Raw genomic sequence first — 13707 nt, 5'->3', positions numbered from 1 at the left:
TGCATAGGATTGTCTGCGCCCGAACCTAGGCAGCGCCGCCAGCAAGGTCAAGGGAAGGCGCACGTGCCAGCGCCGCCGCCACAAGATCCCCCGGAAGCGGCATCAGGGTCGCGTTGTGCGTCCACAGGATGGCGGTTTCGATCCGGCGACCGGGATAGATCGGAGCCAGCGCCGCGGCATAGGCGCCCATCTGCCGCAATATCCCTTCGGGGCAATCCGCCGCCCGTTTCGGCACCGTGGCGTTGGTCTTGAAATCCACCGCCATCACGGAGCCATCAGACAGGATCAGCCGGTCGATGGCACCGTGGAGCCGCCGCTCTCCCAGCGGCGCGGTCACCGAAACCTCGGCCAGGCTGCCGGAGGCAAAGACATGCGCCAGATGCGGGGCCGTCAGGACGGCGCGGGCCTCGGCCAGAGCGGCGGCGCAATCGGCCGCGGAGGCGTCGGCCAGGATGTTTGCGGCCGCCCGCTCCCATTCGGCCGGCGCGACATCGGGCAGCAGTTCCAGCAGGCGGTGCACCCGCGTGCCGTGGCGCATGGCCGCATCCTCGTCGGTGCCGGCGTCCCCTGGCAGCGCCTTGGCCCCGCCCAGATCGGAGGGGCTGATCGTCGCCCGGCGGGCGGCAGGAGTGGGTGCTGCCGTTTCCATGAAATCGGGCAATGGTGGCGCGCGTCGGGCGGTATCGACAGGGTGGGCAAGATCGAGGCCGGTCCAGTCGCCATGAGCATGGCGCAGGATGCCGTCCTCTTCTGCCGCGCCGGCGCGCCGCATCGCGGCCTCGATCCGCTGATACCAGCTGTCGCCGTCCCTGTCCAAATCGCCGGCCGCGGCCACGATGAGCCATTTCTCGGCCCGCGTCATCGCCACGTATAGCAGCCGCATCCGTTCCTGAAGCTGTCTCTCGCGCTGCGCGTCCAGCGCCTCGGCAATCAGCGCAGGGGCGCGGTCGACCGGGGCTTTCCACACGGCCGTCCCCCCGACCGGAACGATCTCGTCGTGCCTGGGCGGGCGGCGCGCGGCGGTGTCGGGCAGGATCACAATCGGCGATTCCAGCCCCTTGGCGCCATGTACCGTCATCACCCGGATCATGTTCCCGACACTGCCCATCTGGCGCTTGATCTCGAGATCGTCAGTCTCCATCCAGGTGAGAAAGCCGGTCAGGCTGGGGATTTCCGTTTTCTCATAGGCCAGCGCCTGCGACAGCAGAGCGTTGACGCCGTCCTCGGCCTCGGCCCCCAGCCGGCCCAGCAGACGCTTGCGCCCCTCGTGCCGGGTCAGGATGCGCTCGATCAGGTCGAAGGGGCGCAGGAAATCGGCGGCATCACGCAGATCGTGCAGGATGTTCAGCGTGTCGCCGAATTCGTCCGCGCGTGCGCGCAGGGCCTCCCACAGAAACGCGTCGCCGCGGCGGTGGGCAAGATCGAACAGTGCCTGTTCGCTCCAGCCCAGCAGCGGCGATTTCAGTGCCGTGGCCAGCGACAGGTCGTCCTCGGGCGTGGCGACAAAGCGCAACAGCGCCGCCAGGTCCCTGACCGCCAGTTCGGCCCCGACCTTGAGCCGGTCGGCCCCGGCAATCGGCAGATCCGCCGCCTTGCAGGCGCGGATGATTTCCGCAAACAGGTCCGAACGCCGCTGCACGAGGATCAGGAAATCGCCCGCCCGCACGGGGCGACGACGGAAACTGCCCGGCACCGGGCCGTCCTCGGGGATGGTTTCGCCGCTTTCGATCATCTCGCGGATGGTCTGCGCGATGCGTTCGGCCAGCACCACGGAGTGATGACGTTCGCCGCGACGGTCCACCGGATCGGTCCAGTGCGCATCGCCCTGTTCCGAGGTCTTTGCCACCACCGGCCACAGATCCACCCGCCCCGGCAGGTCCGCCTTGAACGCCCGGTGCTGGGATTCCTTGCGGAAACCGGCAGCCGCGTGGCCATCGAAGACCAGATCGACAATCTGCAGGATCGCGGGCGACGAGCGGAAGGAGAATTCCAGCTCCAGATTCTGAAGCCCGCGCCCGATTGCGCGCAGCCGTCGCCCGAATTCCTGTTGCATCCGGTCGAAGGCATCCGGGTCGGCGCCCTGGAAGGAATAGATCGACTGTTTCTTGTCGCCAACGACGAAAATGGTGCGTTCGACCCCTTCGCGCGCACCCTGCCCGCTGGTGAATTCCTGGGCCAGCTTCTCGATCACGTCCCACTGGGCGGGGCTGGTGTCCTGCGCCTCGTCCACAAGGATGTGGTCGATCCCGCCGTCCAGCCGGAACAGAACCCATGCGGCCACCGCCGGGTCATTGAGCAGCTGCCGGGCCTTGTGGATCAGGTCGTCGAAATCCAGCCAGCCGCGCAGTTGCTTGCGGCGTTCGTATTCGGGCAGGAAGGCCGCCGCAAAGCGGTGCAATGCGTGCGTCTTGCGCGCCGCCGCCAGCGCCAGACGCCGGGGCCGGGCGGCCTCAACCCGCCGCATGAGCGACTCCAGCGCCGGCATCCGCCCGGCCAGGGCACCCTCGCGCAGGGCCTTGGTGGGGAAGGCGCCGATCTTCGCGGCAAACGGCACTTTCGTCCTGGCGCCGGTCAGCAGCACGCCCTCGAGAATCTCCAGCCCGACCAGGTCGGGGGCAGTGAAGCCCGACAGCTTTTCCGCCGCCCTGGCATTGTTGCCGCCGCTGGCCGCCAGTTCGGGCAGCAGGCTGCGGATCAGCTCCACCTCGCTGCCGGCAAAAACCTCGGCCAGAAGCCGCGATTCGTCGTAATCGGCAGGCAGGCCGAACAGGGCCAGAAGCGCGGGCCAATCCATGGGACGGGCGAAGGCCTCGCGCCTTGCGGCAATGGCGGTGACAAGATCCTCCAGCGAAGCATCGCTGACATGCGGCGCCAGCGCATCGATCAACCCGGCCTGCGGACCGTCGGCGAAATCTTCCACGATCTCGGCGCGCAGCAGGGCGGCGGCGCGGTCTTCCACCTCGGTGAATTGCGGGCTGACCCCGGCCTCGAGCGGGAACCGCCGCAGCAGAGAGGCACAGAAGGAATGGATCGTCTGGATCTTGAGCCCGCCCGGCGTTTCGATCGCTCGGGCGAACAGGGTGCGCGCATGGGCAAGATGCGCCGCATCCAGCCGGGCTTCGACCCCAAGCGCCTGCAGCGCCCGGCGCAGCGGCGCATCCTCGAGCATCGCCCATTCGCCAAGCCGCGCGAACAGGCGGTTCTGCATCTCGCCGGCGGCGGCCTTGGTGTAGGTCAGGCAAAGGATATGCTGGGGTTGCACCCCCTCCAGCAGCAGCCGCGCCACCCGGTCGGTCAGCACCCGCGTCTTGCCCGACCCAGCATTGGCAGCAAGCCATGTGGAGGCGCGCGGGTGGGCCGCTTCGACCTGCCGCTGGGTTGCCTCGTTGCGCGGTGTCATCGCAGATCCTCCGGGGCAGGGGCGGCTGTCAGGTCCCATTCGCCGAAGCGGGCCAGCTGATCGAAATCGCCGCGATCCGTATCCTTCTGCATCGCCCGGCGCGCGGTGAACCCCTGCTCGGGGCGCAGATAGGCGGCAAGCAGCTTGCGCAGATCTTCGCGGACCCGTTCGGTCGGTTCATCCGCAAGCGGGGCGGGCACTTCCTTCGGCGTTGTCCCCAGCCCGATGAACACCGCCGCGGCCACCGGAGCCGGGTCGATCCCCTCGAAAGCACCGGATTCGGCCATGACCGCCTCAAGCAAGAGCTGCTTGTCAAAGGCGGCCTGTTCCTTCGCCGAGGGCGGGCTGCCGGTCTTGTAGTCGTAGATCACCAACCGCCCGGCATCGTCCCTGTCGATCCGGTCGGCAGTGCCGGTCAGGGTGAAGGCCGGGTCCTTCAGCTCCAGCCGCCCCCTGCATTCGAAGGCGATGGGCCGGGCGACGGCCTGCCGCGCGGCCTCGCGCGCGAGGAACCAGTCGGCCACCCGTGCAATCCGCGCCAGCCACAGCCGGCGGGCCGCGGGCCAGGGCACGTCGCGGGCCATGATCCGCTCGGCCAGAGCAAGGAAATCCTCGCGGTCGGGCAGGCCGCCTTCCAGGCTGCCGCGCACGAGCTTTTCCAGGACTGCGTGAATCACCGTGCCGCGCAGCAGCGCATCGGGCTGGCGGACCAGCGGGTCAAGGGGGCGCAGGCGCAGCACGTCACGGGCATAGATGGCGTAGGGGTCGCGGATCAGGGTCTTGACCTGCGTCACCGACAGCTTGCGCGGGCGGGTGGAAACGGGCGGGCGGGGCGAGGGGCGCGGTGCGGGCGGCAGAGGCGTCGGTTTTTCCAGCGCCTCGACCCAATGCAGCCAGGTCGCCCCGCGCGCCCGCATGGCGGCCAGCGCCGCCCGCCCGCCCTGTTCGGGCAGCCCCTCCAGCAGGTTGGTCAGCCGGTTGAGCCACCGCGACGGCACCGTTTCGGCATCTTCCGAGCGGGTTGCACGGGTCAGCCAGACCTCGCGCGCGGCGATGGCCTGCTGAAAATCATGCGCGGCCAGGCCGATCCGCCGTTCCGGCAGCAGCAGGCCTGCCTGGTGGCGCATGCGGCGGTTCAGCCACGGATCGGGGGGGACGGATTCGGGCCAGCTGCCTTCGTTCAGACCCGCCAGGATCAGCAGTTCGGCCCCTTGCACCCGGGCCTCGAGCGTACCCCAGATCATGATATGCGGGTGCGGCGCATCGCGGTCGCGGACCTCTTCGGCCGACAGCAGCGCGCCCAGCAGATCGGCAAAGTCGCGGGCGCCCAGCGCGCCGGCCGCGCCCGCCTCGGCGGCCAGCGCCTCGATCACCGCACGCGCCTTCTGCCCGGCATTTCGCTCCCACAGCTCGCCCGCGCCGTCCGTGGCACTTCCGGCGGCGATGGCCTCGGCCAGCTTGCGCAGCCGGGCCACCCAGAACGCCAGCGGCCGTTCGTCGGGGATCTCCTGCCCGCAGAAGCAACGGCACAGCCAGTCGATCCAGCCGGAATCGGGGGCCGGGCTGGCGTTTTTTCCATAAGCCTTCAGACTCGCGGCATCAGGAAAGGGCGGCCCGTGGCGGCGCAGCTGCAGCTCCAGATCGCGGCTGGCCAGAAGGTGGCGGCCCCGCCCGGCCCCGCCATGGCACAGGGGATGCTTGAGCAGCGTCATCAGGGCCTGCGCCGTCAGCCGCCCCGAGAACAGGGCGGCAACGTGGCGCAGGAACCGCCCCGGCGGCGAAAGCTGCAGCGGCAGGCCGGCGCTGTCATCCGGTTCGATCCCCCAGCGATCCAGCGCCGCCGCCACCTGCCGGGTCAGCATCCGGTCGGGGGTGATCAGAGCCGCCACCTGCCCGTGTTCGGCCGCCTGTCGCAGGCGCAGCGCGATGGCCAGCGCCTCGGAGCGGGGCGAGGGCGCCTCGACCAGCGTCAGGTCGGCCGTGGCGCGGTCCAGCCCGGTCAGGGCCGGCCCCTCGCGCATCCACGAATCCGTCACCGGCGCCGGCCGCAGCGCCAGCGACAACAGCCGGTTGCGCGCCGGTGCAGGCGGAAGGGTATCCGTCCAGCGGGCGATGTCGCCGGGCCCGATCCCGAGGCGCTCCATCAGCCTGCGAAAGCGGAACTGCGGGTGATCCTCGGCGCTCAGCGCGTCATCCAGATCCTCCCATGCCTGCGGGGCCATGTCGAAGTCGAAGCCCGGAAGGATCACCGCCCCCTGCGGCAGCCGCGCCACCGCCTCCATCAGCATCAGCGTGGTGCCCCGCGACCCGGTGGAGCCGGCCACGATCACCGGGTGCTGCGGAGGTGCCTTCTGCCAGCGGGCGATGGTGCTCTCCACCAGCCGGCGGTGGTAGGCCTGCGTATCCAGGGCGTCGTCCGTCGCCGAAAGGAAGTTTTCGGCAATGTCGATGAATTTCTGCGCCCGCGCCCAGTGGCCCGACTCGTCGCTGACGTCGAGCTCGCGGATGGCGCTGGCGGGCACGCCTTCGCCCTGCATTTCGTCGATCAGTGCCGCAAGGCTGTCGGCCAGGTCGTAAACCGAAGCGCGTGCGGCAAGGTCGGGCTGACGATCCAGCGCCGCCGCCACCAGACGGGCCAGCTCCAGCCGTCGTCGCAGGGGAGGCACGGGCGGCGGCAGGCGGGCGATTGCGGACGCGTCCGCAAAATCCGTGACCAGCGACAGCCGCGGCAGCAGCCGCGGCGGGCCGGCATCCAACAGCTCACGGATGCGGCGGGCCATGCGGCGGGTGTTGACCACCAACTGCACACGGGCCAGCGCCTCGGGCGGCTGGCCATCAAGGCGCGCGGTCAGCCCCGCGATCAACTCGGCGGGGAAATCCACCCCCGGAGGCAGGGCAAAGACCCGGGGCCTGGCCGAAGGCTCAAACATGGCCGTCGTCCTGCTTCAACATCGCTTCGGCCAGGGCAATGCCGCCCGGGTGGCCGACATCGCACCATCCGCCGGGATAGCTCAGCGCATGCAGCCGCCCCGCCGCCTGCATCCGGTTCCACAAAAGGTTGAGGGAAAAGGCTGGCTGGGGGAAGTCGTGCAGCCCCTCGGGTTTGACGATCTGCACCCCGCCATAGACCAGCCCCGGCCCGCGCCGGATCCGGCCCGAGTCATCGGCCGTGAAATCGCCAGGGCCGGAATGGCCGGTGGCACGCCCGGCCGGCACGCACATCAGCAGCGCGTCCATGCGCGCCGGATCCCATGCCGCGCGCAGCAGCGCCAGCGGGTTCGGCCCGACCCAGATCGCATCGGTGTTCATGGTGAAGACCGGCCCCGGCCCGAGCAGCGGAAGCGCCGCGCGCAAGCCGCCCCCGGTGTCGAGAATATCGGGCTGCTCATGCGAAAGCGCCACGCCGCGCGGGGCAAGGTGACGGGCCAGCTGATCGGCCCGGTAGTGCAGGTTGGCCACGATCCGCGACGGCCCGACCGCCCGGGCCAGTGCCAGGGCATGGTCGATCAGCGGCTTCCCGGCCACCTCGATCAGCGGTTTCGGCCGTTCCTTGGTCAGCTCGCCCATGCGGGTGCCAAAACCGGCGGCAAACAGCATCACGGCAATGGGTTGGTCGGTCATGGACGCTTCAGCCGTCGCAGGTTGTCGGGGGTCGGTTCGGGCAGCCCCCTGCCCAGCATGTCTTTGACCGGAGCCAGCGCCGGATGCACAAGATCGCGCTGCAGCAATCCCCACACACGCGGGATCAGATCCACGTAATGCGACTTGCCACTCTCCAGCGACAATCGCGCGAAAACCCCCAGGATACGCAGATTGCGCTGGGCACCCAGTATCGCGCAGGCGGTTTCGACCCTGGTGCGGTCCGAGCCGGTCCGATCGGCATATCGGGCAATCATCGCACGTTCGATCGCAACCGGGACGTCCCTGCGGGCGTCCTGCAGCAACGACACCAGATCATAGACCGGGTGGCCCAGCATGGCATCCTGAAAATCCAGCAGGCCCACCCGTGCAATTCCCGCGCGCTGCGGCAGCCACAGCAGGTTTTCGGCGTGGTAGTCGCGCAGGATCACGACCGGCACCACGCCCTGCATCACCTCCTCCAGCAGCGGCCGGAAGGCGGCAGCAAAGGCCTCGCGCGCCGCCGGGTCGGGGGTGCCGGCGATGCCGTCGCGGTACTTGTCGAAAGCCAGCGCCGCAAGTTCGGTCATCAGCGGCGGATCATAGGGCGGAAGGTCGGGCGGGTCAGCCGCGTGCAGCGCGACCAGCACATCAGCCGCTGTTTCGTAAAGTACGGGCTCCAGCCGGGGGTCACGCTGCACGACCCGTGCATAGAGGTCGTCGCCGAGATCTTCGAGCAGCAGAAAGCCGCCTTCCGCATCCTCCGCGAAGATCTCGGGCGCGCTGAGACCGTTTTCGCGCAGGAACCGGGCGATTCGGACGAACGGGCGCACATCCTCGCCGCGCTCGGCCGGGGCGTCCATGAAGATGGCCGTCCGGCCGGTGTCGGGACAGGTCAGGCGTTCATAGCGGCGATGCGATGCATCTCCCGCCAGCGCAGCGTGCCGCGCCTCGCCCCAACCGGCGCGGGACAAAAAGTCCTGGGCCAGTGCCGACCGGTCAGTCATCCGCGAATGCCTCCAGAACCTCGCCCCAACGCTCGGCAGGGCCGCAAAACCGGATCAAACGGGCGTTTTCGTCCTCGGCATCTGTCTCGAAGACCAGCCGAAGCGCCCCGGCGGGCGCCGTCGGGCCAAGGCGGTCGGGCCATTCGACCAGGGTAATCGCCGAAGCGAAGGCTTCGGCCAAGCCGAGTTCCTCGATCTCGTCCAGCGACGTCAGCCGGTACAGGTCGGCATGCCAGATCTCGCCCAGCCGGGTGTCGTAGACCTGGACCAGCGTGTAGGTGGGCGAGGGAACGTCTTCGGGCCGATCCATCAGCGACCGGATCAGGTGGCGGGCGAAATGGGTCTTGCCCGCGCCGATGTCCCCCTCCAGAAGCAGCACGTCGCCGGGTCTGAGACGATCTCCCAACCGACATGCAAGCGCAGCGGTTTCTTCCGGCGAACCGGTTCGGATCGTGACGGGCGGCCTAGTCATGGTGTCACAATGGCCCCTGGCCGGGCCGGCTGCAAGCAGGATCAGGCCGGGGCCTCCTCGGCCAGCGGCAGGTGGCGTGCACCGTGATGCGTGCCATTCCCCTGCCCGGAAAAGCGGACCATCGTCGCCCCGTTCTGAAGGGGGCTGACCAGGCAGTCCAGAGCCTCGCCCGAACGCAGGGCGATCCGGCCCGACCACTCCACCCTGTGTTCCCTCCGGGCAATGAAATCGCGAAGCTCTCCCCACAGTGGGGTCGGGACGCTGCGATCCTGCCAGATCCGGGTCGCGTCCAGAATCGTCATCTGGGCAAAACTGCGATCCGGGTCCATTCCCCATATCCGGTGAAAGCTTCTGTTCGACAGCGTCAGCGTGCCTTCGGACGAGAAAACGGCGATGGCATCGTCAAGAACGTCCAGAACCGCCTGGCCGAGTTCCAGTTCCGACCGGAAACGCCGCGTCAGGGTGATCTCGGCGGTGATGTCCTCGAACAGGAAGGCCACGGCCCCGTCCGGATGAGGCCGCCCGCTGACCGAATAGACCGAGCCCGAGGGCAGGGTCCACGTTTCCTGGTACCGGCCGTCCGCGGCAGCGGCGAGAAGGTCGGCCATGTGCTGGCGCCAGCTTTGATAGTCCTTGGGTTCGGGCATCATCCTGAGGTCGCGCAGACGGTCGAAGAAGCTGGGCAGCGTCGGCCGCGCGCTGAGAAAATCCGCCGGCAGCGAGGTCAGGTCGATCAGGGCGGGATTGAACAGTGCCAGCTGCCGGTTGCGGTCGAAGATGGCCAGCCCGATGGAAAGCTGGGCAAAGGTCTTGGCCAGCGTCTGGACGAAATTGCGCTGGGCGATCTCGGCATCCACCACAGCGTTTGCGTCGGCACCGAAGAACAGCTCGCCCGAGGCCTGCTCGATCCGGGTCACGTCATACCACAGCTTGTGATCCCTGCCCGCGACGTCGATGGAAACGCGCGCCCTGCGTCCCGCGGGCATCCGTTCCCTTGCCGGGTCGAACAGGGGACGCGCAAGATCGGCGTCGCGCCCGCGGACCTTGCGCACCAGTTTCGCATAGGCGGCGTTGTGCCATGTGACCTTGCCCTGCGGCGAGGTGCGCCAGGCCGGGAAGGACATGGCCTCGATCACCTCGCGCAGCTCGCCCAGCTCTTCGGCAAGGCCCGAATCCGAACCCAATGAATCCGGCGACAGAACGACGCGGGTCGTGTCCCCGAAGCGTTCCACAAGCAGCTCGCCCGCGCCGAGGCCCTCTCGCGCGGCGATGGCCATCCTGCCGCGATCGGGCAGGGCATCGGGAGAGGGCGGAAACGACGGATAGGAAACGGCCAGCGTCTCGCGCAGGCGTTTCCAGTTCAGTTCGGCCGGGCCGACGCCGAACAGGGCGCGAATGTCGCCCGAGGCATCGGAGATTTCCCCCCCTTCGAAAAGAAGGACCGGGCCGGAAGGCTCGGGCCCGCCCCGGCCCGGCCGGCGCCCGACTCGCCCCCGGCCGCGGAGCGAAAGTACCGCCACCGCGACCACGGCCGAGGCCAGGCCGATGCCGAACAGGACGATCATATCCGCAAGAGCGAGTTCCTGCATCACGCGACCACCAATCCATCGCCCGCGAAAGAGCCGGGCGACCACTGCATAACCCACGGATCGTTAACGGCTGATTAAACCGGTCGAAGATGACCGGGCGGCGTTCAGATCTCGATCGGCCGGTTGCGTCCCATCGGCACCACATTGTCGCCGGTCTTGGCGTCAATCTTCGCCCGTGGCCAGACTACCTCGACCACGGCGCCGCGCTGTTCGGGGCGCGCGGCGACCCGGTGCGACGGGTCGCGGGCATTGGCGAATGTGAGCCGCGCCCCGGATCGTTCCAGCAAGGTCTTGGCGATGAACAGGCCCAGCCCCATGCCTTCGTATTCCGGGCGCTGCCTGCGGTCGCTTTCGGCGCGCCTGCGGCGCACGAACGGGTCGCCGATCCGCCCGATCAGATGCGACGGGTAACCCCGCCCGTCATCGAGGATACGCACCGTTATCCGGTCGTCGCTCCACGTGGATTCGACCCAGACATTGGCACGCGAGAAGTCCACCGCATTCTGGATCAGGTTGCGCAGCCCGTGGATGATCTCGGGCATACGCAGGATGGACGGTTGCTGCACGCCGCCGCCCTCCTCCGGCCCTTCGGTGAAATGAATCGTCTTGCCCCGGTTCATGTGCGGTTCCGCGGCTTCGTGCACCACGGTCGACAGCGGCGCCTGGCGCAGGTGCAGATCCTCCTTTCCCGCCCGCCCCATGTTGCGCAGGATGTCGCGGCACCGGTCGGCCTGATCGCGGATCAGTTCCACGTCCTCGCGCAGGTCGGGCCGGTCGTCGAGCTCTTCGATCAGTTCCGAGCTGGTCAGCTTGATCGTCGCCAGCGGCGTGCCCAGCTCATGCGCTGCTGCTGCCACCACCCCGCCAAGATCGGTCAGCTTCTGTTCGCGTGACAGCGCCAGCTGGGTTGCCGAAAGGGCATCGGACATGGAGCGCATCTCGGAGCTGATCCGCAGCGAATACCCCCCGAGAAAGATGATGGCGATGACCGTGGCGATCCAGTTGCCGAACAGGAATATCTCCGGCACGCGCAGCACATAGCCCAGCTCGGTCTTCAGCGGCAGATGCCAGTTGGCGAGGATCGACACCAGAACGATCGCCGTGCCTCCGATCAGCAGGGTCGAACGCAGCCCCATCATGTTGGCCGAAATCACCACCGGCCCCAGCAGCAGCAGCGCGAACGGGTTGTTGAGCCCCCCCGTGAGATACAGCAGGAAGCCCAGCTGAAGCAGATCGAAAAGGATGGTCACGAAGCCTTCGAATTCGGACAGGCGCTTGTTCTCGGGAAAGAACAGGATCGCTCCGACATTCGCCGCCACGGAGATCCCGATGGCCAGATAGCACAGCCATAGCTCCAACTGCAGGTGATAGACCCGCTGGGCGATGGTGATCGCCGCGACCTGCCCGACGATCGCGACCCAGCGCAGCCAGATCAGCGTGCGCAGCCTGATCCAGCTGCTGCGCTCCTGTCCGCGCCAGAGTCCGATATTGGTTTCGGGCATGTGATATTGCGTCCCGTTGCAACCGCCTGAGATGTTGATAGGTGTCTGCGGGCAAAGGATCAACTCGTCACCGGGCCGGAGGCCGAACATGAACCGCAGGATCGTCATTGCCGCCATCGCCGTTGTCGGAGCCCTTGCTGCAGCCCTGTGGGTCGCTCTCGGGCCGCAGGCGGACGCGGACCGCTTCGCCCAGTGCCGCTCGGGCCAGATTGCCGGCGGCAAGGCCGAGATCGGCGGGCCCTTCGAGCTGGTGAACGCGCGCGGCGAAACCGTGACCGACAAGGATGTCATCACCGGCCCGTCGCTGGTCTATTTCGGCTATACCTTCTGCCCCGACGTCTGCCCCTTCGACATGGCCCGCAATGCCGAGGCCGTGGACATCCTCGAAGCGCAGGGCAAGATCGTCACGCCGATCTTCATCTCGGTCGATCCGGCGCGGGACACGCCCGAGGTGGTGGGGGATTTCGCCGAAGCGATCCACCCCCGCGCCATCGGCCTGACCGGCTCGCCCGAGCAGGTGAAGGCGGCAAGCCGCGCCTACAAGACCTATTACAAGGCCAATCCCCCGGACGAGGACGGGTTCTATTTCGTGGATCACTCCACCTTCACCTATTTCATGTCGCCCCGATACGGGCTGCTGGACTTCTTCAAGCGCGACGACACGCCCGAAGAGATGGCCCGCCGGGTGGCCTGCTTCATGGACCGGATGTGACCCCTTCCGGTCCGGGCAGGCGGCATCCGGCCTGAAGGTCACGGCCGGGTCGCCCGGGCACGTGCCATTTGACCTTTGCCGGGGGGCTGGTAATACTCGCGGCCGAGCCGACGGAACAGCCGCGAAGGAGTGCGCATGGCCGACCAAGCCCTGCCCGAGATCGGACCCGACAAGTCCCTGTTGCTGGTCGACGACGACGAGCCGTTCCTGCGCCGTCTGGCCAAGGCGATGGAGAAACGCGGCTTCGAGGTGGAAACCGCCAGTTCGGTGACGGCGGGGAAATCGATTGCCACCGCCCGCCCGCCGGCCTTCGCCGTGGTCGATCTGCGGCTCGAGGACGGCAACGGGCTGGACGTGGTCGAGGTGCTGCGCGACAAGCGGCCCGATTGCCGGGTGGTGGTGCTGACCGGTTACGGCGCCATCGCTACCGCCGTGGCGGCGGTCAAGATCGGGGCCACCGACTACCTGTCGAAACCGGCCGATGCGACGGACATCACCAATGCCCTTCTGGCGAAGGAAGACGAGTTGCCGCCTCCGCCCGAAAACCCGATGAGCGCCGACCGCGTGCGCTGGGAGCACATCCAGAGAGTCTATGAGCTGTGCGACCGCAATGTCAGCGAAACCGCGCGGCGGCTGAACATGCACCGCCGGACATTGCAGAGAATTCTTGCCAAGCGCAGCCCGCGCTAGGCCCGCCCGGGCGGCGGCACGGCATTCCCCGGTTTCCCCCGCACCCGGCCCCGCCAGACGGCCATTTCGGGATTGCCAAATGGTCCCATATACCGGCACACGGAAATGTGGTCGTGTTCGGCCGGCGCGACCAATTTGAGGAGGCTGCCCATGAAGATGAGTGACAAGCGCGAGATCGCCGCGGACCCGGCAACGGTCTATGCCGCGCTTCTCGACGCGGAAGTTCTGAAGGCCTGCGTTCCCGGCGCGAAAGAGGTCACCGGCAACCCGCAGGAGGGTTACACCGCCACCGTGGTCCAGAAGGTCGGGCCGGTGAAGGCCACCTTCAAGGGTCGTGTCACCATGTCCGAGATGGTCGAGAACGAAAGCCTCGTCATCACCGGCGAGGGCAAGGGCGGCGCGGCGGGCTTTGCCAAGGGCGGCGCACGGGTGACGCTGGAGCCGGCAGGGGATGGCGGAACCGTGCTGAGCTATGACGTCGAGGCCAAGGTCGGCGGCAAGCTCGCGCAGATGGGCAGCCGTCTCATCGACGGCTTTGCAAAGAAGATGGCCGACCAGTTCTTCGCCAATCTTCAGGAGGTCCTGGAGGGTCCGCAGGAGGCCGAAGGCGATGAGGTCGGCGCCGACGACGAGACAGGCGAAAGCGGCAAGGGGAAAGGCTGGTTGCGCAAGCTCACGGGGCGGGGCTGAACGCCGGGGCGGCGGGGCGGCGCAATT

General features: G+C 68.1%; 10 protein-coding genes. 3 read left to right on the top strand and 7 right to left on the bottom strand.

Features of this window, described 5'->3' with window-relative positions:
- Window positions 1–25: 25 nt before the first annotated feature.
- The 7 genes from addA to regB form a co-directional block, all read right to left on the bottom strand.
- On the bottom strand, window positions 26–3400 hold the full coding sequence (addA, locus tag ACZ5CM_RS15630) for a double-strand break repair helicase AddA (RefSeq protein WP_464640021.1): 3375 nt from the start codon (window positions 3398–3400) through the stop codon (window positions 26–28).
- Window positions 3397–6330: a double-strand break repair protein AddB gene (gene addB, locus ACZ5CM_RS15625; RefSeq protein ID WP_464640019.1), complete on the bottom strand. Its 2934-nt coding sequence runs from the start codon at window positions 6328–6330 to the stop codon at window positions 3397–3399. The genes addA and addB overlap by 4 nt, the downstream gene beginning before the upstream one ends.
- Window positions 6323–7021: a nucleotidyltransferase family protein gene (locus ACZ5CM_RS15620; RefSeq protein WP_464640017.1), complete on the bottom strand. Its 699-nt coding sequence runs from the start codon at window positions 7019–7021 to the stop codon at window positions 6323–6325. Before ACZ5CM_RS15620 ends, addB begins: the two co-directional genes overlap by 8 nt.
- Window positions 7018–8025 carry an aminoglycoside phosphotransferase family protein gene (locus ACZ5CM_RS15615; RefSeq protein WP_464640016.1) on the bottom strand — a complete coding sequence of 336 codons (1008 nt, stop codon included), beginning with the start codon at window positions 8023–8025 and terminating at the stop codon, window positions 7018–7020. Before ACZ5CM_RS15615 ends, ACZ5CM_RS15620 begins: the two co-directional genes overlap by 4 nt.
- A complete protein-coding gene (gene tsaE / locus ACZ5CM_RS15610) occupies window positions 8018–8497 on the bottom strand; it encodes a tRNA (adenosine(37)-N6)-threonylcarbamoyltransferase complex ATPase subunit type 1 TsaE (RefSeq protein ID WP_464640014.1) in 480 nt (159 codons plus the stop codon). Before tsaE ends, ACZ5CM_RS15615 begins: the two co-directional genes overlap by 8 nt.
- A 41-nt stretch (window positions 8498–8538) precedes the next feature.
- Window positions 8539–10086 (bottom strand): PAS-domain containing protein, encoded by a 1548-nt coding sequence (locus tag ACZ5CM_RS15605; protein WP_464640012.1) that lies wholly within the window; start codon window positions 10084–10086, stop codon window positions 8539–8541.
- A gap of 104 nt (window positions 10087–10190) precedes the next feature.
- Window positions 10191–11588: a sensor histidine kinase RegB gene (gene regB / locus ACZ5CM_RS15600; protein ID WP_464640010.1), complete on the bottom strand. Its 1398-nt coding sequence runs from the start codon at window positions 11586–11588 to the stop codon at window positions 10191–10193.
- Between the two features lie 88 nt (window positions 11589–11676).
- Here regB and ACZ5CM_RS15595 point away from each other — a divergent pair, with 88 nt between their 5' ends.
- The 3 genes from ACZ5CM_RS15595 to ACZ5CM_RS15585 all read left to right on the top strand — a co-directional run bounded on the left by ACZ5CM_RS15595 (window position 11677) and on the right by ACZ5CM_RS15585 (window position 13680).
- Entirely contained in the window at window positions 11677–12300 is a 624-nt protein-coding gene (locus ACZ5CM_RS15595) for an SCO family protein (protein WP_464640009.1), read from the top strand.
- A 135-nt stretch (window positions 12301–12435) separates the two neighbouring features.
- On the top strand, window positions 12436–12990 hold the full coding sequence (locus ACZ5CM_RS15590; protein ID WP_464640007.1) for an ActR/PrrA/RegA family redox response regulator transcription factor: 555 nt from the start codon (window positions 12436–12438) through the stop codon (window positions 12988–12990).
- 150 nt (window positions 12991–13140) lie between these two features.
- Window positions 13141–13680: a CoxG family protein gene (locus ACZ5CM_RS15585; protein ID WP_464640005.1), complete on the top strand. Its 540-nt coding sequence runs from the start codon at window positions 13141–13143 to the stop codon at window positions 13678–13680.
- Window positions 13681–13707: the final 27 nt, after the last annotated feature.

This window comes from Piezobacter thermophilus, from assembly GCF_055386745.1.
Note: the sequence above shows the minus strand (reverse complement) of the source record. Positions and strands in the feature narration are given on the sequence as shown.

Coding starts and splice junctions, on each gene's coding strand:
- addA (WP_464640021.1), bottom strand. CDS start 3,400: ATGACACCGCGCAACGAGGCAACCCAGCGGCAGGTCGAAGCGGCCCAC.
- addB (WP_464640019.1), bottom strand. CDS start 6,330: ATGTTTGAGCCTTCGGCCAGGCCCCGGGTCTTTGCCCTGCCTCCGGGG.
- ACZ5CM_RS15620 (WP_464640017.1), bottom strand. CDS start 7,021: ATGACCGACCAACCCATTGCCGTGATGCTGTTTGCCGCCGGTTTTGGC.
- ACZ5CM_RS15615 (WP_464640016.1), bottom strand. CDS start 8,025: ATGACTGACCGGTCGGCACTGGCCCAGGACTTTTTGTCCCGCGCCGGT.
- tsaE (WP_464640014.1), bottom strand. CDS start 8,497: ATGACTAGGCCGCCCGTCACGATCCGAACCGGTTCGCCGGAAGAAACC.
- ACZ5CM_RS15605 (WP_464640012.1), bottom strand. CDS start 10,086: ATGCAGGAACTCGCTCTTGCGGATATGATCGTCCTGTTCGGCATCGGC.
- regB (WP_464640010.1), bottom strand. CDS start 11,588: ATGCCCGAAACCAATATCGGACTCTGGCGCGGACAGGAGCGCAGCAGC.
- ACZ5CM_RS15595 (WP_464640009.1), top strand. CDS start 11,677: ATGAACCGCAGGATCGTCATTGCCGCCATCGCCGTTGTCGGAGCCCTT.
- ACZ5CM_RS15590 (WP_464640007.1), top strand. CDS start 12,436: ATGGCCGACCAAGCCCTGCCCGAGATCGGACCCGACAAGTCCCTGTTG.
- ACZ5CM_RS15585 (WP_464640005.1), top strand. CDS start 13,141: ATGAAGATGAGTGACAAGCGCGAGATCGCCGCGGACCCGGCAACGGTC.